The following is a 25,929-nucleotide window of genomic DNA, read 5'->3' as shown; positions in this document are numbered from 1 at the left end:
TTCATTAAGTTTGTTGAACGATGGTGAAGCAATTGGTACAACTCGTGTTTTTGATGCTTCCATGCATTGGACTGAATGCACAGGAGCTTTCGGAGGAAGCGGCTGGCGTGCTGGCCGACAGTTTGATCGCGGCGGAAAAGTTGCGATATCGCGAACAGGCTGAACAGCAATGGGCGCAAAAGCAGATTGTCCATCCAAGTGGGGCGGTCATGAAGTTCAAATTTAAGGTGTTCGGCGAGAAACCTATGGGTGGGCGTAGCCTATATATTTCACTGCATGGCGGCGGAAACGCTACTGCCGAGGTAAACGATAAGCAATGGGCCAATCAAATTGACTTATATGCACCTAAGGAGGGGGTATATGTGGCTCCCAGAGCACCGACAAACACCTGGATGCTGTGGCATGAAGATTTCATCGACGACCTGTTTGATGAATTGATAAAAACAGCTGTCATTATGGAAGAGGTTGATCCCAATAAAGTTTATCTAATGGGTTATTCCGCGGGTGGAGATGGCGTTTTCCAACTGGCAACCCGGATGGCCGATCGGTGGGCTGCCGCTGCCATGATGGCCGGCCATCCGAATGACGCTCGCCCTGAAAACCTACGAAACCTGCCGTTTGCTGTTTTCATGGGAGGCTTGGATTCGGCATACCGAAGAAATCGCATGGCTAAAGAGTGGACACATACATTGGATAGCCTCGAGCGTGTGGACCAAGGCGGTTATATGCACATATCCCATATCTACCCGCAGTATGGGCACTGGATGGAGCGGGCCGATACGGTGGCGCTCGATTGGATGGCCAGCTATACGAGGCAATCCAATCCCCATAAAGTAGTGTGGGTTCAGGATGATCGTCCCCATGAGCGTTTTTACTGGTTGGGTGTACCGCCCGCTGAAGCGGAGCATGGTAAAGGGAAAAAAATAGTGGCAACCATAGCGGGGCAAACCGTTTCCATCCTGGAAAACGACTACAAAGCGTTTTACATATACCTCAATGACGAGTTGATTGACCTCGACCAACCGATTACCGTACGATATAAAGGTACGCAGGTAATGCAGGGGCGCTTTTACCGCGATAGGTTGGTTGTCGCGGAAACGGTTAATCGCTTGGATAAACGGCAGGTCGCAACGGTTCGCCTGAACATGTCCTCGGGCGACTAGCCGATATTAGGTTCTTATTTCCAACCCCCACCCAATGCCTTATACAATGTCACCTTCGCGGTAAGCTGTTCTTGTTTCACGCTGACCAAGTCCAACTCACTGTTAAGGGCGTTGCCTTGGGCCGTGATGACCTCAAGGTAGGTGGCCTCACCGCTTTTGAATAAGAGATTGGCATTTTTGACACCGAGCTGTGCCGTGGCGACGCGCTGTTGGGCGATGGCCAGCTGCTCGTTGAGTTTGTCGATCATCACCAACGCATTGGTCACTTCGTGCACGGCACCCATTACCGTGCGCTGGAAGCCGATTTCAGCCTTGTCGCGCTCCAGTTTAGCGACCTCATGCTGGGTCTTGAGTTTCCGGCCATTGAAAATCGGCTGCGTAATACCACTGATCAACCCGCCGAATAGCGCTCCCGGTATGTTGAACCAGTTTTGTGGCAACATCGCGTTAAGCCCTCCCGATGCCTCGATAGTCAGCGTAGGATAGCGGTAGGCCTGGGCCACGCCCACCTCGGCATTGGCGGCACGCAGTGCGAGCTCTGCCTCGCGTACGTCGGGCCGGTTGGCCAGCAGCTGCAACGGCACTCCGCTATCGTAGGTCTCCTGCATGTGCCAGTCGGTCAAGGCAGACGACCGGTATACGCCATCGGGCATGCGGCCGGTCAAAGCCATCAATGCATTTTCTTCGATGGCGATCTGCTGTTCCAGTTCAGGTATGAGCGAGGCGGCCACCAGCTTTTGCGACTCCGTCTGCTGGATGGCCAACGAACTGACCTCGCCGGCATCGCGCTGCAGTTTCACGATCTGCAACGTGCTGTCGTTGAGCCGCAGGTTGCGCTGGGCTACTTCCAACTGGGCGTCCAGCGTGAGTAGGTTGTAGTACCCTTCGGCAATGGCGGCCACCAAGCCGGTTTGGATGGCTTTCCGGGCTTCGAACGTTTGTAGATATTCCGCATACGCACCCTCTTTCTGCCGGCGCAACTTCCCCCAGATATCCAGTTCCCAGCTCATATCGATGGATGAGAAATATTGCGACTGTAACACATAGAGGTTCTCTGGCGGCGTACCCTTGTTTCCGCGCTCATACCAGCCGGAGGAAGGGGAGGAGTAATAATCGCGCGACCGCCATTGGTGGGTCGTGCCCGCCAGTTCGGCACCGACCTGTGGGAAGAATGCCGCGCGCGACTGCCGTACCGATTGGTTGGCAATCTCGATGTTTTTCAAGGCCACCTGCATATCGAAGTTGTTTGCAATGGCACTATCGATGAGCATGGTAAGTATACTATCGGTAAAAAAGTCGGACCATGGGATGTCGGCGATGTTCACCGAATCATCAAGGGCGCTTTCGTCGACGACCGTACCACGGAAGGTATCGGTAAGGCCCGTTTCGGGGCGCACATAGTCGCGCCCCACTTTGCAAGATGCAATCAGCAGGGAACAAATCACAGCCACAAGAGCGGTTTGCCGGGTTATTTGGTTCATCTGTTTATTTTTTACTTTTTTCATGATCAGATGTCAGGTTCATTCTTCTTCTTTCGTGGTCAATTTGTTTTTAACAACTTCGTCGAGGTGCTTGAAAACGACGTATAGCACGGGAATGATGAAAATCCCCAGTGTGACGCCGAAGAGCATGCCCCCGGCAGCACCGAAGCTGATGGAATGATTGCCCTGGGCGGATGGGCCCACGGTCCACATGAGCGGCACCAAGCCGGCAATGAACGCCAGCGAGGTCATCAAGATGGGGCGGAGCCGCATGCGCGACCCCTCCAGGCCCGACTCGATAAGGCTCAGTCCCGCATGGCGTTGCTGCACGGCAAACTCCACAATGAGGATAGCATTTTTTGCCAGTAGGCCGATCAGCATGATCAATCCGACCTGCACGTAGATGTTGTTTTCCAACCCAACCAGGTTTACGATACTGTATACGCCGATAAGCCCCACCGGCACGGACAGCATCACGGCCAATGGTAGGATGTAGCTTTCATACTGTGCCGCCAGGAGGAAGTAGACGAAGATAATGCTCAAGGCAAAAATGAGGAATGTCTCATTGCCCGATTTCCGCTCTTCCAGGCTCATGCCGGTCCATTCGTAACTGTAGTTACCGGGCAGGTACTCAGCGGCCGTCGCTTCCATGGCCTGCATAGCTTCGCCCGTACTATAGCCCTCGGCGGGGGTGGCATTTACCGCAATGGCATTATAGAGGTTGTAGCGGTTCACCACTTCGGGACCCATCGCCTTCCGCAGGGTGATGATGGTGTTGGCGGGCACCATCTCACCGTTGTTGTTGCGCACGAAGATGGATTTGAACGACTCGGGGTCCGTTCGGTAGTCGAAGTCGGCCTGCATGTACAAACGATATTGCCGCCCGAAGCGGTTGAAGTCGCTTACGCGCACGCGGCCGTAGTACCCTTGGATGGTACGCATCATGTCGTTGATGCTTACCCCTAACGCTTTGGCCTTTACGGGGTCGACCTCCAGCACATACTGTGGGAAGTTGGCGTTGAAAGTGGTATATGCCGATGCGATTTCGGGTCTTTTTCCAAGTTCCGCGATAAACGTGTCGGCCACGGCCCCGAAATCCCACATGGAGCCACCCATGCGGTCTTGCAGTACAAACTCAAGGCCTGAGAAGTCGCCGAACCCTTGGATCGTTGGACGCGGGAAAACACTGAACTTCGCATCGGTAATCTGGGAGAGGTCGCTGCGGATGGTATCCATGACGGCGTTGATGTTCCGGATTTCACCGCGCTCGCCGGCAGGCTTGAGCTGGATGTAGCCCACGGCGAATGCCGAGCTTGCGCTGGCGTCTATGGCGTTATATCCCGAAACGGTAGTCATGCCGGCAATCGCTTCCCGCTTTTCCAAGATGCTGTCGGCCTTTGCCAGTGCGTCGGTGGTTCGGGCCAGTGATGCTCCAGGGGGCATGGACAGTGAATAGGTAACGAAGCTATCGTCTTCGGTGGGGATGAAGCTCGTGGGCGTCCGGTTCATCAGCCACACACCGATGGCGGTGACCAGCGCCAGCCCCACGAAAGCGAGTGCTTTACGGCCCATCAGGAAACGGATGGCGCCGATGTACTTGTTAGTCATCGTGTCGAACGCTGTATTGAAGGCACCGAACAGCCGTGAGATGAAGTTGCGGCCCTTTTTTCCCGACGCGTTGCCGTGATTGTCGACCGTGGCTTCCAACGCATCGTTCTCCGGCTTTTTCAGCAACAGGGCGCACAGTGCCGGCGTGAGCGTCAGCGCATTCAATGCCGAAATCAAGATGGCCGTTGCCAGGGTGTAGGCAAATTGCTGGAAGAATACGCCCGATGGTCCCTGCATGAAACCCACGGGAAAGAATACCGCCGACATCACCAGAGTGATGGAGATGATGGCTCCCGTGATTTCGCCCATGGCGGCATGGGTCGCTTTGCGCGGACTTAATTTCGTGGCGTGCATCTTCTGGTGCACTGCCTCGACCACCACGATGGCATCATCTACCACGATACCGATGGCCAGCACCAGCGCGAACATGGTCAATACGTTGATCGAAAACCCGAACAGCTGCAGAAAGAAAAAGGTGCCGATGAGCGATACCGGGATGGCGATGGCCGGAATGAGTGTGGAACGGAAGTTCTGCAGGAAAATGAATACGATGATGAATACCAGGATAACCGCCTCGAAGATGGTGTGTTTCACTTGGTCGATGGATTCATCGATCTGATCGCGCACGCTGTAGGAAATCTCGTGCCGAATATGGTCGGGGAAGTCTTTGGAGAGCCGTTCCAATACTTCGCGGATGTGGATATCGATTTCGCGGGCGTTGGAGCCGCTGGTCTGTAGGATATTGAGGGTTAGCCCGGGATACCCGTTTACGTTGTTGTCACTGCCCAGGTTGGTGGCCCCGAGCTCGGTACGGGCAATATCCTTCAGGTAAAGCACCGAGCCGTCGGGATTGGTCTTGATGACAATCTGTTCGAACTCTTCGGGTAGCGTGAACCGGCCTTCGTGCCGGAGGATGGTTTCAAAGGCCTCGTTGGAGGTTTCGCCAAATTTACCGGGGGCGATTTCAAAATTTTGGTCACGTATGGCATCGCGCACATCTTGTGGCACAAGGCCGTAGGCGGCCATTTTTTCGGGGTTGAGCCACGTACGGATGGAGTAATCGCGCGCACCCACCCTCCGTACTTCGCCCACACCGTCTACACGGGCAAGCTCGCGCATGAGGTTGATCTGTGCATAGGCCTGCAAGAAGGTCTCATCATAGAGCGTATCGGGGTGGTCGCTGAAGATGTTGATCGTCATGATGATGCCGCTTTGGCGGGGTTCCACGGTAATGCCCGACTCGATTACCTCGGCGGGGATGCGTGAGCTGGCTTTGGATACCCGCGTCTGCACATTGACCGATGCTTGGTCGGGATTCGTCCCCGTTTTGAAAAACACGGTGATTTTACCGGACCCGGAGTTGGTGGCCGAAGACCGGAGATACGTCATATTGGCCACCCCATTGATGGCTTCCTCAATGGGAAGAAGTACAGCCCCGGCCACGGTCTCGGCATTAGCCCCGGGATAGGAGGTCGAAACCGTCACGCTCGGTGGTGCGATTTCGGGAAACCGGGTGATGGGCAGCTGCCACATGGATACCAACCCCAGGATAACAAGCAGGGTGGAGATTACGGTAGCCAATACCGGCCTATTGATGAATGTCTTGAGCATACGTCGTTCTATGGATAGTACGTGGCAAGCAAGCGCGAAATGCGCCCGCGAGACGGTACTATAAAGTCAATAAATAATGATAACGGATCTATTCAGCCGCCGCGGCGGGTACGTTCAGCGGTTCGATGGCCATGCCGTCCGACAGTTTGTCGACCCCCGAGAGGATGATGCGGTCATCGGCACTGATCCCGCTCTTCACGATGTAATTGTTCCCGCTTTTGCCAGCCACCTCAATAGCCTGCCGTTTCACGGTGTTATCGGGCGAAAGTGTATATACAAATACTTTATCCTGCAGGTCGGTGGTTGCCACCTGCGGTACCGTGAGCACGCCGGGTTGGCGCTCTTCCATCTTAAGGGTACCCGTGTTGCCCGAGCGGAGCACATCGTTTGGGTTCGGGAAAGTGGCCCGCAAGCTGATAGATCCCGTTGTGCGGTTCACCTGCCCGTTGATGGCATCGACCACACCTTGTTCGGAGTACACCGACCCATCGGCCATCACCAACGAAACGTTCGGGATGAGTTGGGGGGTGTCGGTCGGCGTTTGGATGGAGTCCTGTTTGCCGTATTTCTTGCGGAAATAAAGGAAGTCAGACTCGCTCATCGCGAAATAGACATACACTTCGCTGATGTCCGATAACTCGGTTAGCGGGTCGCTCTTACTCACCAGGTTGCCCACCCGTTTGGGGATACGGCCGATATACCCGCTCACGGGTGCTTTGATGGTCGTGAACTCAAGGTTGATGCGGGCACTGGCCACGGCAGCAGACGCTTGGTCGAGCGAAGCCTTGGCCACATCATAGTCTGACTTTGCCGTACGCAACCGGACTTCGGATATCACATCGTTCTCGACCAGCGGTTTTAACCGTTCAACCTCCAGTTCGGCATTTTCGAGCTTGGCCTTCTCCACGTTCTCGTTGGCCAAGGCATTGTTCAGTTCCTCTTGGTAGGGTTGCGCATTGATTTTGAAAAGTTTTTGGCCCTCGGTTACGAAAGCGCCCTCGTCGACATATATTTCTTCCAGAATGCCCTCAACCTGTGGACGTATTTCTACATTGACCTTACCTTCGATGGTGCCCAGGTAATCTTTTACCGTCACCGCGGTTGTGGTATCCATGCGTTGCACGGGGAGGGCGATTGCATCGTTCTCACGGTCTGTTGTCTTAGACGATCCCGTGGAACAGCTGAAAATTGCAAAAAGTAACCATACCATTAAAACGATGGCTATTAGTGTTTTGACGTTTAATCTGATGGATGTGTTCATGTTCGATTATTTTTGTTGTCCTAGTACGTGCTTATCGCTTATGGAGCGACTGCCCATCTCATTTCCGTTGCAGGAGCCGCCTATGCAACGAATTTCAGAATGCATGCCAAAAGCGAGGTGAGCTGCCGTAGCAAACATTTCCACATATCCTGCTGTTATTGCTTTCGACATGGAATTGGTATATCAGGTACATAAAGCACGGACCCCGATCATCGCGGCCGCTATCCACGATGGACATCTTGTCGCCGCGCCGTTGCTCGACTACATGCATTTGCAGGAGCATGAACGTTTCCGCGAGGAAGACCCGTATACAGCGTACTTAGCCAACGTGCCTGCCAATCGCATTCTCGTGCAAACGTCGCGGTTCCAGACCGATTTGAACCGAAGGCGCGAAGAGGCGGTATATCGGGAGCCGGATGACGCTTGGGGGCTTACCGTATGGAAGCCGGAATTGCCGGAAATGATGGTAAACCAACTGTTGGTGGGGTATGATCGGTTTTACGCTGATGTGGCACAGTTGATCCAACGAACCATCGACCGCTTCGGCCAGTTTGTGGTGCTGGATATTCACAGCTATAATCACCGGCGCCACGACCCATCCTCCGAAGCGGCCATCGGCGAGAATCCGGAAGTGAATGTCGGAACGGCACATAACCATGAACGGTGGCAGTGGTTGGGACGGCAGTTCACCCGGTTTTTGGCCCATCACCAAATCGATAAGCTATTTGCCGACGTCCGGGAGAATGTGAAGTTCAAGGGCGGCGGTTTCTCCGAATGGATCAACCGCAACTACGGTGAGTATGGTTGTGTACTGTCGCTGGAATTCAAGAAAACATTCATGGACGAATGGACGGGCCGGGTGGATATCGGGCACCTCCGCCAGTTGAGGTCCATGGTTGCCGGATGTGTGCCCTTCCTCCTGGATAAACTCGATGACATCGTTAAACCCATTTACCCGCATGGCCACTGACACCAACAAACAACTCGGCCGTATCCGCGCCAAGCTAAAAAAAAACAGACCCTTACATATGGCGCTGCCCTGTGGGGGCGAACTTCGCATGGACCGGCCGTTGCCCTACCTGTTGGTATACCGTGTGCCGCCCCACGGCGAGGATGCATTTACATCTACATTGGGGAAAACCGAGTCGGCGTACCTGGTAGCGCCCGATACGGCCGAATGCCGCATCCGCCCGATTGTACGTGAAATAGCCGGTATGATGGCAGACCAGTTCGGTGGGTTCATGCTACTGGAAGTGTGGCTCTCCGAGCGGAACGATTCGCCCACATTCACCATCCACCTGGGCCAAAAGAGTGCCCTGGCGGTGGCCGAAAAGCTCCAGTCGGAGTTAGGGGAGATGCGCCTCCCGCAGTTGCCGCGCGTAGACGTTGAGCTGGCAAAAGGCAAAAAGCTGCCGGCACCGCCATACTACGGCCAACTTTTCGAGGCAGAAGAGGCGCGTAAACGTGAAATCATCGTTATCGGACTGGCTATTACCCCGGTATATATCAATGAACAGACCGGTGCGCCGTACCCGTTATTTCTCCGTGCGCTACGCGAAAGCTTCGGGAGGGCGTTGCGGAAGAGCTTCTTTGAGTTTGTGCGTATGAAGACCTCGTACAGCGCTGCGCACTTCGAAATGCTGGGCACCACTGAATTGCATGAAGGCATATGGGATATTGATGAACGCTTGGCCGAATACAGTAACCTGTTTGACTTCCTGCTATTGGTAACGCCCATCAATACACAGGACGCTTGGCAGGGCTTCGCCAAAAGTAAATACCATAGCAACCCGGTGTTCCACTACCGGCCGATGCCCATCGATCCCGAATTGATTAAGCGGAAGCTGTATAACCTTCCGATAGAAGATATCGCCGATCCCACCATCGCCTATCTTTTCCGCGATAAGCGGAAGGAGGTAGACCGTATGCTCAACATGTTGAGCGACCGGGATAAGCCCGATTTCGTCTACAGCAGCCAGCAGCTTTTTGGCAATATTGAGGAAGAGCTGTTAGAAACCGCGCGGGCTATCCTGGTGGCTTCTGAACAGTCGCAACAGCCGGTGGAGGAACGCGAGATGATCGATGCACAGGCATTTGCGGATTTGGCCAAGGTTGAACTCAGTTACCTGAAGCAGCAGTACGATCCGGTATCCACGGCGGTTCGGGTGCGCGATGATGTGGAAGGCGTCATGGTGTCGCGCGGTACACTCAACATCAGCAGCCGTTACCGCATATCGAAGATGCGTGCGTTCTCCCTGCTCCAGCATGAGGTGGGCACGCATGTGGCCACCTATTATAACGGCAAAGCACAGCCATTCCGGCTTTTTTATGTCGGCGTGCCCGGTTATGAACAGCTACAGGAGGGCCTGGCGGTACTTAGTGAGTACATCACCGGTGGCCTCACCAACCAGCGTATGCGTATCCTGGCAGCGAGGGTCGTTGCCGTACATCATATGCTGGCTGGGAATTCGTTTGCCGACACCTTTGACATGCTCACCGAAAAATATGGATTCAAGCACGAGCTCGCTTTCCACATCACGATGCGGGTGTATCGCGGTGGCGGGCTTACCAAAGATGCGGTATACCTCAAAGGTTTGCTGAATGTAATCGAATACGTCAAACAGGGAAAGGATATCGGTCGGTTGCTCGTTGGGAAAATCAGGCAGGACTACCTGCCCATTATCGATGAACTGATGCATCGGAAATTGCTGAAACCATCACCGCTTCGGCCTAAGTTTTTGGAGAAGCCGTATATCGATAAAATCGATGAAATAAAAAAGGACGGTACGGTGTTCAAGATGATAAATTAATGCGCTTTGCTGTCTGCCTTTTGCACTACACCGAACTTCAGATAAGTATGCAGGAGGCAAATCAGCAAACAAGCAAATAGCAAACAGGCGGAAAAGCAAATAACAAAAGAAAATGACCATTACATTCATTGTCAATCAGGTGCGCAAAGAAGTGGCCGGGTACACCACTACGGCGTTGGCTTACGAGGCCCATAAGCGGGGGCATACGGTTTATTATGCCGGGGTCGGGGATCTGGTATACATGGCCAACGGCAAGATCGGCGCGCACTGCCGGCAGGTACCTGATCGGGAATTCCGTTCGCTGAGTACATTTTTGGAAGCGGTGGTTGCCGCGGAGAAGAAACTGAAAAGTGTCAAAAACTGGGACGTGCTCTGGTTGCGAAATGACCCGGCGGCCGATATGGAAAACCGTCCCTGGGCACAGGATGCCGGTGTGCTGTTCGGGCAGATGGCCAGCCAGCAGGGAGTCTTGGTACTGAATGACCCCGCGGGCCTCATCAAAGCATCCAATAAGATGTACCTGCAGTATTTTCCCGAATCGGTACGGCCCCTGTCGGTCATCACCCGTAACATGGCTGATGTTGAAGCATTTTACCGCGACCAACGCCACCGGATTATCCTAAAACCCCTCAAAGGATCGGGCGGGAAAAATGTATTCCTTGTCGACAAAAAGGATAATAAAAACCTTAAACAGATTGTCGAAGCCATATGCCGCGATGGATTCGCCATTGCGCAGGAATACCTGCCGGCTGCAAAAAAAGGTGATACACGCCTGTTTTTGATGGATGGCGAGCCGATTGCGATCGGTAACAAGGTGGCGGCGATACAACGGGTGCAAAAAGCCGGGGAAATCAGGAGCAACATCCACCAAGGGGCAAAGGCAAAACGTGCTTCCATGAACCATGAGATGCGGGCTATCGTGGAAACGGTCGGTCCGTTGCTGCGCGACGACGGGATGTTTTTTGTGGGATTGGATATTGTGGGTAGCAAATTGATGGAAATCAATGTGTTTAGCCCCGGTGGATTGATACACGCCAGCGAGTTCCACGGGGTGGATTTCATGGATGAGATCATCACAGCTGTCGAGAAAAAAGTAGCCGATATCGGCTAAAATACCTAAGTTTGAGGATGCATGCGTTGGCAAGGGCCCCCATCGATATACTGCACGGCGTCGGTGCGTTCGTGTATCAATGGTATTGGATTCCACTCCTGCTGATCTATGTGGCGGTTATCGCAACCATCCTGATCGAGAACCGGAACCCATCGAAAACCATCGCGTGGATTCTGGTGATCGTTTTCATTCCCATCGTGGGGATCATCATCTATTACCTTTTCGGCCAAAAGTTCCGTAAAGTCAAGGTATTCCAGGTCCAGGATCGGGAAAAGCACAACAGGCTGGTCCGCTTTTGGGATCAGCTCAGTCCGCTGATGGACGATAACCTGGTTATTTTAAAACAGTCGATAGGACAGCTGAGCCGCGTATTCACCTTTCTGAAAAACCAGCGGGTATCGCCCCCGACCTTACATAATGAGGTAAAGCTATTGACCAACGGGGAGCAGAAATTTCCGGCACTGATCGCGGCAATCCAGTCGGCGCAGCACCATATCCACCTCGAATACTACATTTTCGAAACGGATCGCATCGGCAACCAGCTTATCGACCTGCTCGCCGAAAAGGCGTCGGCCGGTGTGGTGGTACGGGTCATTGCAGACGACTTCGGGTCGCCCGGCCTCAATAGGCAACGCAAGCGCCTGGCCCAAGCCGGCTTGTCATTGGTAGCCTTCCTGCCCGTTACCTTTACATCGCTAGCTAACGGAAACTACCGAAACCACCGGAAAATAGCCATCATAGATGGCCATACCGCTTTTGTGGGTGGCATCAACATCAGTGATAGGTATATCAACGACGCCCAACAGCCCTTGTATTGGCGAGATACCGCGGTGCGGATCAGCGGACAGGCGGTGAATATGCTGCAAACCCAATTCTGGGTGAATTGGCACTTGGCAAAAGGGGCTCCGTTCAGCTTGCGTGACGGTTACTTCCATACAGCACCGATGGCGCCTATCGGCTCGGCAGCGGTGAGCTTTGCATTCTGCGACCCCGGTTCGTTCGCACCATTCAACATGGAGGCGTTGCTCATTGGGATTGCCGAGGCAGAAGAATCCGTCCAGCTATGTACCCCGTATTTCATTCCCAGCGATGAGCTGAGCACGGCTCTCCAACTGGCCGCTGCCTCGGGGGTGAAGGTGGAACTGATGCTGCCCGCGCGGTCGGATTCGTTTTTCGTGCAACATGCGTCGTCCTCGTTCCTAAAGCCGTTGTTGGCACGCGGCGTATCGGTATACCTTTATGAAAAAGGGTTCCTACACGCGAAGACCGCATGCATCGATGGCAAGCTTGCGTATGTCGGTACGGTAAATCTCGATATCCGCAGCTTTTATATCAATTTCGAGGTAAGTGCCATTATCCATGACAGCGTACTATGCGGTGACCTGACCCGGCAGTTCGAGCACGATAAACGGGTTAGCAAGCTTGTTACATTGGCCGACTGGCTCGAACGTCCCCGATGGAAACGGGGGATCGATTCCCTATGCCGGCTACTCGCACCGTTGCTTTAGGCCATTCGTATAATTAAATAGACTCAATAGAATGTTAAAATTTGGCAAAAACGCCCGAAAAAAGATATCTTAGCGGCTCATTGACTCGAAATATGATGGGAATGAACCGTACTACGAAGCTACTATGCTGCCTATTTTTTATCTGTTGCCAATCCATCCAGCTCCAGGCCCAACAAGATACCATAAGCGTCAATACCCTGGTTGAGAAAACGCAGAAATTGCTCGAGGCTTATCCCATCGAGAAGGTACATATGCATTTTGATAAGCCCTATTACGCCGTTGGCGATACGATGTGGTTCAAGGTCTACCTGACCAGTAATATGTATAACTACGAACTGAGCAAAGTGGCGTATGTGGATGTACTGAATGGAAAGGATTCGTTGATGCAAACCCTGCGGATTCCGCTGGGAGACCGTGTGGGCGACGGCCATTTGGTACTCGACCAGGAATGGTATACCCAAGGGAATTACCGCTTCAGGGCATACACCAAATGGATGGTCAATTTTGATCCGGCGTATTTCTTCAATAAGATCGTTCCCATAGGCGATGTGCTGAACAACAACCTGCATTATACGGTTACGTTCAACGATGTGAGCAAGGGGAAAAGTGCACGTGCCCAAGCGGTTATCCAGTTCAAGGATCGGGCGGGGAAGCCCTTGGCAGACCGTAAGTTGACCTGGGCGGCAGTAGCCGGTTGGGAACCGATAGACGACGGGAAAGGGCAGACCGACGCGGTGGGTAATGTGATGATCAACATCAATGGTAAAGACCGGGAACTGCTACGCGCGGGCAACCTCCATGTGTCGTTGGATGCGGAAGGCAATGGCGAACCCATGCTGGGCCGTATTCCGCTGCGTAGCGCGCTGTGGGATGCGGATGTACAGTTTTTTCCGGAGGGAGGCGATTTCATTGCCGGCCTGGCGAAAAAAGTGGCCTTTAAAGCGGTTGGAAGCAACGGACGTGGCTTGTCGGTAACCGGAAGTATCGTTGACCAGAGCGGCAAGGAGGTAGCCGTGATAACCGATAGCCACTTTGGGATGGGTTATTTCACGATGGCCCCGGAAGCCGGAAACAATTATACGGCAAAGATGACATTTGAAAACGGGGAAAGCCGTGAGTATCCGCTGCCGGCGGTAATCGACCAAGGGGTCAACGTGACCGTGCTGAAGTCGGACACCGCGCAATTGCAACTGGGCATCGTAGCCAACGATCGGTACCATAGCGCCCATACTGGCAACGCCTACTACCTGATTGCGCAAGCCAACGGTATCCTCTGTTATGCGGCACAAGCGGTGCTGCGTAATGAGACCATTACAGTGAATCTGCCGAAAGACCGCTTCCCCACAGGTATCGCCCAGCTTACCCTATTCAATTCGGCGGGTAAGCCGCTTAGCGAACGGCTGGTCTTTGTGGAGAACATCAAACCACTGGATATCGCCGTGAATACCAATAAAACAGCGTACGCCGCCAAGGAACTCGTTAACCTGGGGTTGGCAGTAGGCAATAACGGCACGCCCACCGTGGGAAGTTATTCGGTGTCGGTGGTCGACGAAACAAAGGTGCCCTTCGAGGAAAGCCGTGCAACAACGATCTTAAGCAACCTGTTGCTCACATCCGACCTCAAAGGATATGTAGAGGCCCCCAACTATTATTTCACCGAGCCCGATGCGGAAAAGCGGGATGCGCTGGATGCCCTGTTGCTCACACAGGGGTACCGACGGTTTTCCTACACCGATTTGCTGGCTGATAAATACCCGCCGGTCCACTTTTTCCCCGAACAGGGTATAGAAATATCGGGTATTTTGCGGCTCAATAATGGAAAACCCGTAGTCAATGGCGGACTGCTGCTGTCCATTCCCGATAGGAGTTTCAAAACAGATGTGTATACCGATGAGCGCGGCCGATTCGTGTTCAAAGATCTACAATTTACGGACTCCTCACGGGTAACGATCAATGCGCGCGGGAATGACAATTACCGCAACATGGTCATCAATGTAGATCCTACCCAATTTCCGGAGATTGACACCTCTGCCTACCGGGCCAACAATGTGCTGAACATCGACCAACAGTTTGCAGGCTACCTCGATAACAGCCGTAACGAGTACCGTACGTCCATCCTGCTGGAAGAAGTGGAGGTAACGGCATCCGCGCGGCCGAGTTTTTCACATAAAGACTATCCGGCCATTTCGGGGCTGGGCATGGCCGACCACCAAATTAGCGCCGATCGGCTAAAGGGGTGTAACAACCTGATCATGTGTCTGCAAACGGCCCTCACCGGCATTACCTACGATGCACAGAGCCAGCTCTTTTACATCACCCGAGACTACAACGCCGGTGGCCGTATTCCGGTGCAGTTTTTTGTGAACGGCATGGCCATGGACGTGCCTGCACTGAACGGTATCATGCCGACGGATGTGGAGGGTATCGAGATTTTCCTCCGCGATGAACTGGGCACCGTAAGCCGCATGTACCAAAATAACGGCGTGGTGTCCATCTATACCAAAAAAGTGGAAAAAGCCCCGCGCATGTCGCTCAGCCAAATCGAAAGCCTATTGCCGAAGAGCAACATCATTGACCTCACCCCCCTTGGTTACGTGGAGGAACGCAAGTTTTATACACCCAAGTATGACACCCCGGAGCGGCGGGCGGTGAACGACATCCGCACAACCGTTTACTGGAACCCCGACGTCAAGACGGGAGAAGATGGCCGGGCGCAACTGGAATATTACAACGCTGATGGCAAGGGTAATTACCGCGTCGTGGTGGAAGGCGTCGATGTGAATGGTAATATCGGGCGTGCAGTATACCGCTATAGTGTCAACTGATGCGGAGAGGGAATAGGTGATGCGGAAAATCATCCATATCGATATGGATGCGTTTTATGCCTCGGTAGAACAACGCGATTGTCCTGCCTATCGCGGTAAGCCCCTGGTGGTGGGCGGCCCCCCAACGGGCCGCGGTGTGGTTGCCACGGCGAGTTACGAAGCACGTAGCTATGGCATACATTCTGCCATGCCCTGCAGCCGAGCGGTTAAATTGTGCCCCCATGCCCTGTTTGTGTCCCCCCGTTTTGATGTGTATAAAGTTGTTTCGGCGCAGATACGGCAGATATTCAGGCGGCATACCGACCTGATTGAACCGCTATCGCTGGATGAAGCATATCTCGATGTGACCACCGATAAACAGGGGATAGGCTTTGCCATGGATATTGCCCGGAGCATCAAAGATGCGATCCGCAACGAGCTCCAGCTTACTGCTTCCGCAGGGGTGTCCATCAATAAGTTTGTTGCTAAAATCGCCTCCGATATGGACAAGCCGGATGGCCTGACGTTCATCGGCCCTTCGCGGGTGGAGCGGTTTATGGAGCAGTTACCTGTAGAAAAGTTTTTCGGGGTGGGTAAGGTAACTGCAGCCAAGATGCGGCAATTGCAGCTATTCACCGGGGCGGACCTCAAGCGGATGACCGAAGCGGATCTGGTACGATTGTTTGGAAAGAGCGGTCACTTCTATTACCGCATTGTGCGCGGCATCGATGACCGTGCGGTGCAACCCAACCGCGAGCTGAAATCGCTTGCGGTGGAGGACACGTTTTCCACCGACCTCGGTCGATTGGATACCATGGAAGAGGAATTGGGCAAAATCGCCGGAAAACTCACGGGGCGCCTGCAAAGCCGCAGCCTGAAAGCGCGTACCATTACGTTGAAAGTGAGGTTTGCCGATTTCCGGCTCATTACCCGGAGCCACTCCCTGACTTACTATACCGATGGGTTCGACGATGTGTTTAAACGGGCCAGCCAGTTGCTGCAGGCAGTCGTGAGCGAAGATCCAATGCCCATACGGCTCCTCGGTATCTCCGCAAGCAATTTCGATCGGGTGAAACTGGCATCTGCTCAGCTTTCCTTGTTTTGATGATCGGTTATGAGGAGGGGCTCGTCTTCCACCTCTTTTTCGGTCGTAACTACCTTTACCGCATACGAAGAGGGCCACACGCCTTTGCCGTATTGCAAGGCATATACTTTTGTGAATTCTGCCCCGAAATAGAGGATGGCTGCGGAATAATAGACCCATAATAGCAGCACGATAATCGCGCCTGCGGCACCGTAAATAGAGGCGGGGGCACTGAACTGCATATACAGGGCAATGAGATACCGCCCCAGCATGAATAGGGCCGCCGTAAAGAGTGCCCCGCCGGCCACATCCCTGAACCGCATCCGTGCGTCGGGAAGGAAACGGAAGATAAAGGCAAAAAGTGCGGTAATCACGACAAGCGTGAGCCCAACGTTGACCCATTTGACGACGAGTACCGATATATCGGGCAAATAATTGGTAATCTGTGTGCTGAGTGCCATCACGATCCCGTTTGCAATCAGTGATACGATCAGCAGGAAACCGAGCCCTAGGACCATCGAAAGGGATAGGGCACGGTCGATCAGCATCTTCAACCAGCCCTTCTTAGGCTTCGGGCGTACGCCCCAAATCCGATTCAACGAATCCTGTATTTCGACGAAAATGGTGGTTGAACCGACCACCAGCGTACCGAGGCCGATGGCGATACCCAGCCCCGACTTGTTCGAGACGCTGATATTGGTGATGATCTGTTGTATCTGGGCTACTGTTTCCGGACCGAAGATGTTCGTGAACTCGTCGAAAACTTCGGCTTGTGCATCCTGTGGCCCAGCCAGTAATTCACCGTAAAAAAAGCCGACGGTCCAGATGACGATGAGCAGCAATGGTGCGATGGAAAAGATGGTGTAATAGGCAAGCGATGCGCTCATCTTCATTCCGTTGTCGTTGGAAAATTCAATGGCGGTGTCTTTAAGGAGGCGGAAGATGTCCTTGTAGAATTGGGCGCGGAAAAATTTCATATCATCAGCTGTACGTCCAGATTAAGAAACGATTGAACCGCGAATTAGTTTTCTTCGTAGATGCCGTTAATGGCTTCTTCATGGCGCTGCAGTATCGCTTTGCGCTTCAAGCTGAGCTTCGGTGTGAGCTCGCCGGCATCGATGGTCCAAGGGTTGGCGAGCAAGACGAATTTCTTCACCTTTTCCCATTGGCCGAAACCTTGGTTCAGCCGGTCGATTTCCCGCTGGTATTTTTCAATCACGGCGGGGTTCTTTACAGCCTCCTCTTTTGAACCGAAGGGGACACCCTTGATGTTGCACCATTTCTCCAACACATCGAAGGCGGGAACGATGAGGGCTGCCGGGAACCGTCGGTTTTCGCCGATAACCATTACCTGTGCAATCAGCGTTGATTCCATGAACTTGTTTTCCAGCACTTGCGGTGCCACATATTTACCTCCGGCGGTTTTAAACATCTCCTTTTTGCGGTCTGTCACCCGCAGGAAGCCCTCTTCGTCCAACTCACCGATGTCGCCGGTATGCAGGTAGCCGTCGGCATCGATGACCTCGGCCGTGGCGGTGTCGTTTTTATAATAGCTGCTGAATATGCTGGGACCCTTGCACAATATCTCTCCGTCGCTGGCAATCTTCACGTCTACGTGCTCCAGTACCTTCCCTACCGTGCCGAATTTGACCCCGCCTTTTTCCAGGGTGTTCACTGCGATGACCGGAGAGGTCTCGGTGAGGCCATATCCTTCCATTACCGGCATATCTGCCGCCCAGAATACCCGTGCGAGGCGGGGCTGGAGCGCAGCGCCCCCCGAAACAATCAGTTTGATATCGCCGCCGAGGGCTTCCTGCCATTTCCTGAATACCAATTTACGCGCCATGCCCAGTTGGAAATCAAACCAAGCGCTGTTTTTGCCGGGTTCCTTGTTGTTCAGCCCCAAGTTGAGTGCCCAGAAAAAGATATGCTTTTTAATCCCCTTCAGTTCTTTGCCCTTCGATACGATTTTGTCATATACCTTCTCCAGTACCCGTGGCACCGTCGTGAACCCATGGGGCTTTACCTCGTTGATGTCTGCAACGATGGTGTCCAGGCTCTCCGCATAGTGCACTTCTACGCCCTTGGCGAAGTAAAGGTACACGACCATACGTTCGAAGATGTGGCACAACGGCAGGAAGCTGAGTGCCTTCCTGAAATAATCCGGTAGGAGGTCGAAGCAATCATGCACATTGGTCAGCACGTTTTTATGTGAAAGGCAAACACCCTTCGGTTTCCCGGTAGTGCCGGATGTATAAATCAAGGTGAGGAGATCATCTTCACCCACGGCGTCGCGGTGCGGCGCCAAATCGGTATCCAGCTTCCGGCCCTCGTCCACCAACGTTTGCCACGAAGGTTTGCCCGCCACCGGGTCGAACGTATAAATAGGGATGTCGAGGTCGTTGTCGGCCAATGCCGCGGCGATTTTGCCGTGGAGCTCGGTGTCACTGAGAAAAATGAGCTTCACCTCGGCATCATTGATGATGAACGAAAGGTCCTGTTGGGAAAGGGTGGGATATAAAGGGACCACCGCTGCCCCCAATTGGTTGATGGCAAAGTCACAAAAGTTCCACTCGGGGCGGTTGTGCGACATCAGCGCGATTTTGTCGCCCTTGCCGATGCCCATGGCCAGCAATCCTCGGCTGAGGCTATCGACAATCGACAGTACCTCATCGGTCGAATAGTTGGTCCATGCACCACCTGCTTTCCCGGCCACCATGACAGGTTTGGCATAATGGGTTTTGTAATAAGCCAATATATCGAAAATACGGGTGGGAGTCTCCATAACCATCTATCTAACTGGTGTCTAATCTTGCCGCGATATCGTATCGGCGCATCTAAAGTTAATAAGAATTTCAACGAAATCATAGTTTTCAAAAAAATAGCCGGCATCCCCTTCCATGGGCGTTACATTGGCATCTGTTTTGCGCAGATAGCGGCATGGAAACAAAACGATTAGCCTTATTCATAGCGGTTATTTTTTTAGGGATCGGTAGTCATGGGGCGTTCGCCCAGGAATCGGATAGCTACATGCGCGCAATCGGGGGGCGCTTCGGTGTCGCGAATGGCATCACGTACAAGCACTTCCTCAATGAAAGCCATGCCATCGACGGGATCATGAATTTCCAAGGCAATAGAAGTTTTGCCATTTTTAAGCTGCTGGGTCTCTACGAAATCCATCAGCCGATTAATTTCGTCGATGTGGAAGGCTTGCGTTGGTATTATGGTTTTGGTGGCGGTCTGGGCCACTATCGGTATAAAGATACCGATTCGAGCGGATTGGCATGGAGCTTCGACGGCGTAGTGGGTGCCGATTACAAGATACCCGAAGCCCCCATCAACCTATCACTAGACTGGAAGCCGACCATGGAACTTACGCCCGAGTCGGGTGTAAGGTTCGACGGTATCGGCTTGTCGATACGGTTTGTGTTTTAATTTAACGAAAGCCAGATCTGTCCCAATTCTTTTTGTTCCGGAGAGGCGTTGGGCATTGGTACGATACGGAAGGCCCCTTTGGTGCTTTCAGTCAGCGTAACGGTCAATTCCCTGATCTTACCGTCTCGGGCAATGAGCACATCGAGTTGATCGCCGACAGCGGCCGTTTGCATCAGTCGGTTCAGTTCGCGGCCCCCAGCATCCATCCGTTCACCGTTGATGGCGAGGATTTCATCCCGTACATTAATGCCCCCATTCCAGGCGCCGGTACCTCGGGCTACACCGGTAACCATCATGCGGCCTTCGTCTGCCGTGGTGCTGAAACCGATATCCGGCAATGCGAGCCCTTTGTTGTAATCGACCAGCTCGTAGCCCACTGCGCTCAGGTAGCTGTTATAATCCAATGGACCTACCGCGCGCGCCGCATCAAAGATATCGGCCACTGAGGTGCCGGCAAGCTGTTCGATCAACGCTTGGAACTCGCCTTCTTCGAAGCCGCGTTTTTCTTTCATATAGAATTTTTCATAGGCTGCTTTCAGTATATCATCCAGCCGTTTTTCACCCTGCGTGGCGGCCAGTATCTTGAGGTCGAGCAACAGGGCCATCAAGGCGCCCTTGTTGTAGTAGGAAACGCTCGTGTTGGCCGAGTTCTCATCAGGCCGGTAATACTTGATCCATGCGTCGAAGCTGGCCAGTGCCACGGACTGCACATCGTTCCCCGGGCGATTCTCCACGGCATTTACGTCGTTGGCAAGCGTCTGTAGGTAGTTGGTTTCATCCAAGAAGTCGCACCGCCTGAGCAGTAGGTTGTCGTAATAGGCTGTAAAACCTTCCATGATCCAGAGGGCGGACGTGTAATTTTCTTTGTCGTAATCAAAAGGGCCCAACTCACGGGGCCGCAGCCGCTTCACATTCCATAGGTGGAAGTATTCGTGCGCAACGAGGCCAAGGAACCCTACATACGAACGCTCGCTTTGGTAGCCATTCCTGGTCGCACCCAGCACCGTGGAATTGAGGTGTTCCAAACCGCCACCGCCGGACTGGTAATTGTGTACGATGAATACATACCGTTTGTTGGGGTTTATGCCGAATATGGCAGTTGCCTCTTCAACAATGGTGGCGCAATCGGCCTTTAGCCGCTCTTTATCGTAGTTGCCGCCACCCACCATCGCGATTTCGTGGTGTACGCCCGCAGCCTCGAACGTAAATACGTCCTGATTGCCTACTTCAATCGGTGAGTCGAACAAAATGTCAAAATCGGCCGCGTGGAACCTATTTGGTTTGCCCGCAACGGCTTCCAAGCCAGTGGATATCCTAGACCAGTTGGCGTGGGGGATAATGGTGATATCCGCAGGATGGCCGATCATCCCATCGACATACATGAAGGTGGCCGCGGGGGATAGGAAGGCGTGGCTATCGTCAATAAAGTTGGTGCGTACCGATACCTCGAAACCATAGATACGGTAGCTGAACGTCACTTTCTTTGCCTGGTCCGATTGGATGCGCCAGGTGTTTTTGTCGATTTTTTCGACGGCAAGGTATTCGCCATCGGCATCGCATGCTTCCACGCTTTCTACGTGCCTTGCATATTCGCGCACCAGGTAAGAACCAGGTGTCCAAACCGGCATTTTCACATCGATATGGTCTTTGCGGAGGTCGGATATTTCCATTTTTATCTCTGCATAGTGAGCTTGTGGCTCCTTGAACGACACCTCGAAGTGGATGGTGGGCGCAGCGATGGCTGTTGTGGTTACAGTGGTCATAAGGGCGAGCAAATTAATACGGATTTTTCTCATGATGGTGCAATTAGGAAAATGCGAAAATACAAGTATCTGCCATTCCAACAAAGAAATAAGCGGGTTAATTAAAAATCGTTACTCCCGGATCGCTGTGGTGGCGTTGGCTTGCATAGTGGGCATGATGACCACGTCGTTGACATTGACATGCTTTGGGCGGGAGGCGGCAAACCATACGGTCTCGGCGACGTCTTCGGCCGATAGGGGCTCGATACGGTCATACACGGCGGCGGCACGTGCCGTGTCGCCCTTGAAACGCACCTCCGAAAACTCGGTTTCCACCATGCCCGGGTGGATGGCCGTGACCTTGATGTGTTTGTCGAGCAGGTCGATCCGCATCCCCTTGGTAAGTGCGTCGACCGCGTGTTTCGTGGCACAATAGACATTGCCGTTGGGATAGACCTCCTTGGCGGCAATGGAGCCGATATTGATGATATGCCCTTGTTTCCGTGCTACCATACCGGGGGCCACCGCGCGGGTAACATATAACAACCCCTTGATGTTGGTATCGATCATGCGGTCCCAATCGCCAATATCGCCCGCCTGTATTGGGTCGAGACCCTGGCTCAGGCCAGCGTTATTTACCAGTACATCCACCTGCTGCCAGTTGGCGGGTAGGTTGTTGAACATGCCAAATACCTCGCCGGCGTCCCGTACATCGAGCGCCAGCAAATGCGTACGCACGCCAAACTCGGCGACAAGCTGGGCTGATAACACTTCCAGGCGATCGATGCGGCGTGCCGCCAATAACAAATCGTACCCTTCGCGGGCGAATACCCGCGCGCAAGCTTCGCCGATACCCGCGCTTGCCCCTGTGATGAATACTATTTTTTTAGACATTAGCTGTTAAGATATTAGACGCTAGACAATAGACACCTTTCACAACCTCACTCAAAATACAAACTCACCTGGAAGCTCCGCATATATAGGCGTTGTATCGGGGAGTTGTGGTTGAACGTGTTGCCGTCGCCATCATCCAGCATATTGCCTACGCTCTGGACCCACCGGATTTCAGGTGACATTTTGAAATAGTCGAAATAGATATCGAAGCCGATGCCAGCGGTATAAGCAAGATAACTGCGGTTGGTCATGATATCTACGTTGCGATCGTAACGTTTTGCGGAAGAGACGTTGAACGCCAGTTCACCGCCACCGATGAGGTAACCCCGCATATTCCCTTTCCGGTCCGATTTGAATTTCAATAGCAACGGGATACCGATGTCGGACCGTTGCACTTTGTGTGCTTCGTCGTTGATGTTCAAGTAGATGTTCATGAACCGCAAATTCGGTTGGAGCCGCAGATTGATGTTCTCCGTTAGTTTCGCGTCAGCCAGCAATCCCAGCCCAACATTATGGGAGAAGGGCGATGTAACATGGGTATACCCCAAATCTTGCCAATTTTCCTTCAAGTCAAATTTATAATCGGCATTGATATAATGGAAACTGAAGCCGAAATGGAGGGTTTCGTCATCCACGCCGCCGCCCCACCGTTGGTACCTTTGCTGTGCATGTACTGAGGCGACTGCCGCCAAAAGGGCTATTAGACAGCAAGTGAGGTATGGTTGCCACCGCTTCATTTAGTCGCGATGTAAATGGTGCAAATACCGAATGTCTGGGGCCGCGATTGTGCTTCGCTGAAGCCTACGTGTCGGAGGATATCGGTAAACTGCTTTCCATCAGGAAATTGGGCGACGGACTCGGGGAGGTAGCTATATGCCCGATAATCTTTGGAAAATGCTTTGCCAATCAAGGGGGTGACGTGGTTGAAATAAAAATGATAAAGCTGTTTCACCGGAAACCCCTTTGGCTTGGAAAATTCGAGGACAGCGGCCTTTCCGCCAGGCTTGAGTACCCGATGGATGTTGGCGAGGCCCTGCTCGAGGTTTTCGAAATTTCGTACGCCGAAGGCCACCGTTACGGCATCGAACGAGCCATCCGCGAAGGGTAGGTGCTCCGAATCGGCCAGGGCAACCTCAAAACGGTCCTCGAGGCCTTTCTTGGTGATTTTTTCGCGGGCAATGTCCAGCATCCCCGATGAAATGTCGACACCGATGACTTTCCGGGGTTGCAGGATCTTGATGGCTTCCAACGCAAAATCGCCCGTACCGGTAGCCACGTCGAGCAGGCGTTGCGGTTTGCTTGCCTTCAGCGCCCGGATGGCTTTCTTCCGCCAGACAATGTCGATGCCCAACGACATGAAATGGTTGAGGAAGTCGTAGGTGCCCGAAATGTTGTTGAACATGTCGGCAACCTGTTGCTTCTTATCGGCGTCGGTATCTTTGTAAGGCTTTACTGTTTGCGATGTCGTCATGGTAGACAAAGATACGGTTTTATTACGTACCTTTGCACGTGGCAAACCTGTTCTATCGCTCTTCCGCCACGGTGGAAGAGAGGAAAGTCCGGACAACGCAGGGCACCCCGCTTCCTAACGGGAAGGGTTGCGCCCCGCCCGAGGTGGGGCGTGATACGGAAAGTGCCACAGAAAATATACCGTCACGCCAACGGCGTGATAAGGGTGAAAACGTGGGGTAAGAGCCCACGGCTTTGCATGGTGACATGCATCGCGGTAAACCCCGGGGGTTGAAAGGTCAAATAGGTTGCGGACACCAGGGGGCTGCTCGTCTCCAAATCCGTCGCGCCGAGAGGCGAGCGCCGGAGAACCGCAACGGGTAGACTGCTTGAGCCCGTCAGCGATGGTGGGCCCAGATAAATGATAGAAACCCTTGCCTCCGGCGAGGGATACAGAATCCGGCTTATAGGGTTTGCTTTTTTTGTGAACAATAATGTACGAGTCGTAAAAGATAGGGGTGGTGTCTCATATCTGACTTCTCAAATCTTAATAAATGACCAAAATATTAATCATCGACGACGAACGGGCCATCCGTAGCACGTTGCGCGAAATCCTTGAATACGAAGACTATAAGGTCATTGATACCGATAATGGTACCGATGGACTGGCGATAATCAAGAAAGAAGACATCGATCTGGTGCTCTGCGACATCAAAATGAGCAAGATGGATGGGATGGAGGTACTTACCGAAGCGCTGGTTATCAAGCCGGATTTGCCATTTATCATGATATCGGGGCATGGCACCATCGAAACAGCCGTCGAAGCGAGTAAAAAAGGCGCTTACGATTTCATTTCCAAACCGCCCGACCTGAACCGGTTGCTGATTACGGTACGCAATGCGCTCGAACGCGGTACATTGGTTACGGAGACCAAGGTGCTGAAGCGGAAAGTCAGCAAAACACGCGATATATTGGGTGACTCTGAAGCTATCCTACGCATCAAGGAAACCATTGAACGGGTGGCACCTACCGACGCCCGTGTGCTGATTACCGGCGCCAATGGGAGTGGCAAAGAACTGGTGGCCAGATGGCTCCACGAGAAGTCGGCCCGTGCCGAAGCCCCCCTGATTGAAGTGAACTGCGCGGCCATACCTTCCGAACTGATCGAGAGCGAGCTGTTCGGACACGAAAAGGGGTCGTTTACATCGGCCATCAAGCAACGCATCGGTAAATTCGAGCAGGCCGATAACGGCACACTGTTTCTGGACGAAATCGGTGATATGAGCCTGTCGGCCCAAGCGAAGGTGCTTCGGGCACTGCAGGAAAACAAGGTGACGCGCGTAGGCGGTGAAAAGGAAATCAGTGTGAATGTGCGTGTTATTGCGGCCACGAATAAAGATTTGCTCAAAGAAATCGACGCTGGTAATTTCCGGATGGACCTCTACCACCGCCTGAGTGTGATCATTATCCATGTGCCGCCATTGGTAGAACGGAAAGCGGATATCCCTGTGCTCGCGAAACAGTTTTGCGATGAAGTCTGCGGGGAGTATAATATGCCCGTAAAGAAAATCACCGACGAGGCGATGGAGGCACTGAAGGGGTTGCCATGGACAGGCAATATCCGTGAGCTGCGCAACATGGTGGAGCGGTTGATCATCTTAAGCGACAAAGCGATTACCGATAAAGATGTACGTGCATTTGCCAACCCAAGCGCAGCAACGACGGTCATGGAAAACAGTGAACCCACCCGGGTGGATCGGGAGCACCCCAGTACGGTAGGTCCCGTTGCCAATTATGACGATTTTCCGTCGTTCCAGGATTTCAAGGACCATACGGAAATGGAATTCATCAAGTATAAGCTGGAGAAGAATGGGTGGAATGTGTCCAAGACGGCCGATGAAATCGACATCCAGCGGAGTCACCTGTATAGCAAAATCGAGAAATTCGGATTGAAAAGGGAACCGTAAG

At 53.1% G+C, this 25,929-nt stretch carries 18 protein-coding genes and 1 other RNA gene; 10 read left to right on the top strand and 9 right to left on the bottom strand.

Features of this window, described 5'->3' with window-relative positions:
* Window positions 1–20 precede the first annotated feature (20 nt).
* Window positions 21–1,163, top strand: coding sequence for a dienelactone hydrolase family protein (locus tag ACO1NT_RS00755; RefSeq protein WP_449046412.1), 1,143 nt, complete (start codon window positions 21–23; stop codon window positions 1,161–1,163).
* A 14-nt stretch (window positions 1,164–1,177) separates the two neighbouring features.
* On the opposite strand, the gene ACO1NT_RS00750 is transcribed toward ACO1NT_RS00755, so the two are convergent.
* The 3 genes from ACO1NT_RS00750 to ACO1NT_RS00740 all read right to left on the bottom strand — a co-directional run bounded on the left by ACO1NT_RS00750 (window position 1,178) and on the right by ACO1NT_RS00740 (window position 7,124).
* On the bottom strand, window positions 1,178–2,644 hold the full coding sequence (locus tag ACO1NT_RS00750; RefSeq protein ID WP_449046411.1) for an efflux transporter outer membrane subunit: 1,467 nt from the start codon (window positions 2,642–2,644) through the stop codon (window positions 1,178–1,180).
* Between the two features lie 39 nt (window positions 2,645–2,683).
* The gene (locus ACO1NT_RS00745; RefSeq protein WP_449046409.1) at window positions 2,684–5,863 is read right to left on the bottom strand and encodes an efflux RND transporter permease subunit; all 3,180 of its coding nucleotides are present in this window, start codon (window positions 5,861–5,863) and stop codon (window positions 2,684–2,686) included.
* 88 nt (window positions 5,864–5,951) lie between these two features.
* Window positions 5,952–7,124, bottom strand: coding sequence for an efflux RND transporter periplasmic adaptor subunit (locus tag ACO1NT_RS00740; protein ID WP_449046408.1), 1,173 nt, complete (start codon window positions 7,122–7,124; stop codon window positions 5,952–5,954).
* A gap of 169 nt (window positions 7,125–7,293) precedes the next feature.
* Between ACO1NT_RS00740 and ACO1NT_RS00735 the strand changes: the two genes are divergently transcribed.
* The 6 genes from ACO1NT_RS00735 (at window position 7,294) to dinB (ending at window position 16,462) form a co-directional block, all read left to right on the top strand.
* Window positions 7,294–8,094: an N-formylglutamate amidohydrolase gene (locus ACO1NT_RS00735; protein ID WP_449046407.1), complete on the top strand. Its 801-nt coding sequence runs from the start codon at window positions 7,294–7,296 to the stop codon at window positions 8,092–8,094.
* Window positions 8,057–9,934, top strand: coding sequence for a flavohemoglobin expression-modulating QEGLA motif protein (locus ACO1NT_RS00730; protein WP_449046406.1), 1,878 nt, complete (start codon window positions 8,057–8,059; stop codon window positions 9,932–9,934). The genes ACO1NT_RS00735 and ACO1NT_RS00730 overlap by 38 nt, the downstream gene beginning before the upstream one ends.
* Window positions 9,935–10,046: 112 nt before the next feature.
* Window positions 10,047–11,045, top strand: a complete 999-nt coding sequence (locus tag ACO1NT_RS00725; protein ID WP_449046405.1) for an ATP-grasp domain-containing protein — start codon at window positions 10,047–10,049, stop codon at window positions 11,043–11,045.
* A 26-nt stretch (window positions 11,046–11,071) separates the two neighbouring features.
* Window positions 11,072–12,553, top strand: a complete 1,482-nt coding sequence (gene cls, locus ACO1NT_RS00720) for a cardiolipin synthase (protein ID WP_449046404.1) — start codon at window positions 11,072–11,074, stop codon at window positions 12,551–12,553.
* Between the two features lie 101 nt (window positions 12,554–12,654).
* Complete coding sequence (locus ACO1NT_RS00715; protein ID WP_449046403.1) at window positions 12,655–15,378, top strand: carboxypeptidase-like regulatory domain-containing protein; 2,724 nt, start codon at window positions 12,655–12,657, stop codon at window positions 15,376–15,378.
* 19 nt (window positions 15,379–15,397) lie between these two features.
* Complete coding sequence (gene dinB, locus ACO1NT_RS00710) at window positions 15,398–16,462, top strand: DNA polymerase IV (protein ID WP_449046402.1); 1,065 nt, start codon at window positions 15,398–15,400, stop codon at window positions 16,460–16,462.
* On the opposite strand, the gene ACO1NT_RS00705 is transcribed toward dinB, so the two are convergent.
* Together ACO1NT_RS00705 and ACO1NT_RS00700 are read right to left on the bottom strand one after the other, a co-directional pair.
* Window positions 16,444–17,418: a YihY/virulence factor BrkB family protein gene (locus ACO1NT_RS00705; RefSeq protein WP_449046401.1), complete on the bottom strand. Its 975-nt coding sequence runs from the start codon at window positions 17,416–17,418 to the stop codon at window positions 16,444–16,446. The two genes, dinB and ACO1NT_RS00705, sit on opposite strands and share 19 nt — an antisense overlap.
* 44 nt (window positions 17,419–17,462) lie before the next feature.
* Entirely contained in the window at window positions 17,463–19,226 is a 1,764-nt protein-coding gene (locus ACO1NT_RS00700) for an AMP-dependent synthetase/ligase (RefSeq protein ID WP_449046400.1), read from the bottom strand.
* Between the two features lie 155 nt (window positions 19,227–19,381).
* Here ACO1NT_RS00700 and ACO1NT_RS00695 point away from each other — a divergent pair, with 155 nt between their 5' ends.
* Window positions 19,382–19,876 (top strand): hypothetical protein, encoded by a 495-nt coding sequence (locus tag ACO1NT_RS00695; RefSeq protein ID WP_449046399.1) that lies wholly within the window; start codon window positions 19,382–19,384, stop codon window positions 19,874–19,876.
* Here the strand turns inward: ACO1NT_RS00695 and ACO1NT_RS00690 are convergent.
* The 4 genes from ACO1NT_RS00690 to ubiE form a co-directional block, all read right to left on the bottom strand.
* On the bottom strand, window positions 19,873–21,672 hold the full coding sequence (locus tag ACO1NT_RS00690; RefSeq protein ID WP_449046397.1) for a M61 family metallopeptidase: 1,800 nt from the start codon (window positions 21,670–21,672) through the stop codon (window positions 19,873–19,875). The genes ACO1NT_RS00695 and ACO1NT_RS00690 overlap by 4 nt on opposite strands.
* 78 nt (window positions 21,673–21,750) lie before the next feature.
* The gene (locus ACO1NT_RS00685) at window positions 21,751–22,512 is read right to left on the bottom strand and encodes an SDR family oxidoreductase (protein WP_449046396.1); all 762 of its coding nucleotides are present in this window, start codon (window positions 22,510–22,512) and stop codon (window positions 21,751–21,753) included.
* Window positions 22,513–22,559: 47 nt separating this feature from the next.
* Window positions 22,560–23,249, bottom strand: coding sequence for a type IX secretion/gliding motility protein PorT/SprT (gene porT, locus ACO1NT_RS00680; protein ID WP_449046395.1), 690 nt, complete (start codon window positions 23,247–23,249; stop codon window positions 22,560–22,562).
* The gene (ubiE, locus tag ACO1NT_RS00675) at window positions 23,246–23,983 is read right to left on the bottom strand and encodes a bifunctional demethylmenaquinone methyltransferase/2-methoxy-6-polyprenyl-1,4-benzoquinol methylase UbiE (protein WP_449046394.1); all 738 of its coding nucleotides are present in this window, start codon (window positions 23,981–23,983) and stop codon (window positions 23,246–23,248) included. Before ubiE ends, porT begins: the two co-directional genes overlap by 4 nt.
* 39 nt (window positions 23,984–24,022) lie before the next feature.
* On the opposite strand from ubiE, the gene rnpB reads away from it, so the two are divergent.
* Together rnpB and ACO1NT_RS00665 are read left to right on the top strand one after the other, a co-directional pair.
* An RNA gene (rnpB, locus tag ACO1NT_RS00670) (RNase P RNA component class A) lies at window positions 24,023–24,444 on the top strand.
* Between the two features lie 71 nt (window positions 24,445–24,515).
* Window positions 24,516–25,928 carry a sigma-54-dependent transcriptional regulator gene (locus ACO1NT_RS00665; protein ID WP_449046392.1) on the top strand — a complete coding sequence of 471 codons (1,413 nt, stop codon included), beginning with the start codon at window positions 24,516–24,518 and terminating at the stop codon, window positions 25,926–25,928.
* Window position 25,929 lies beyond the last annotated feature (1 nt).

This window comes from Parapedobacter sp., assembly GCF_053550995.1.
The sequence above is the reverse complement of the archived record's forward strand: the minus strand, read 5'-3'. Positions and strand labels throughout refer to the sequence as shown.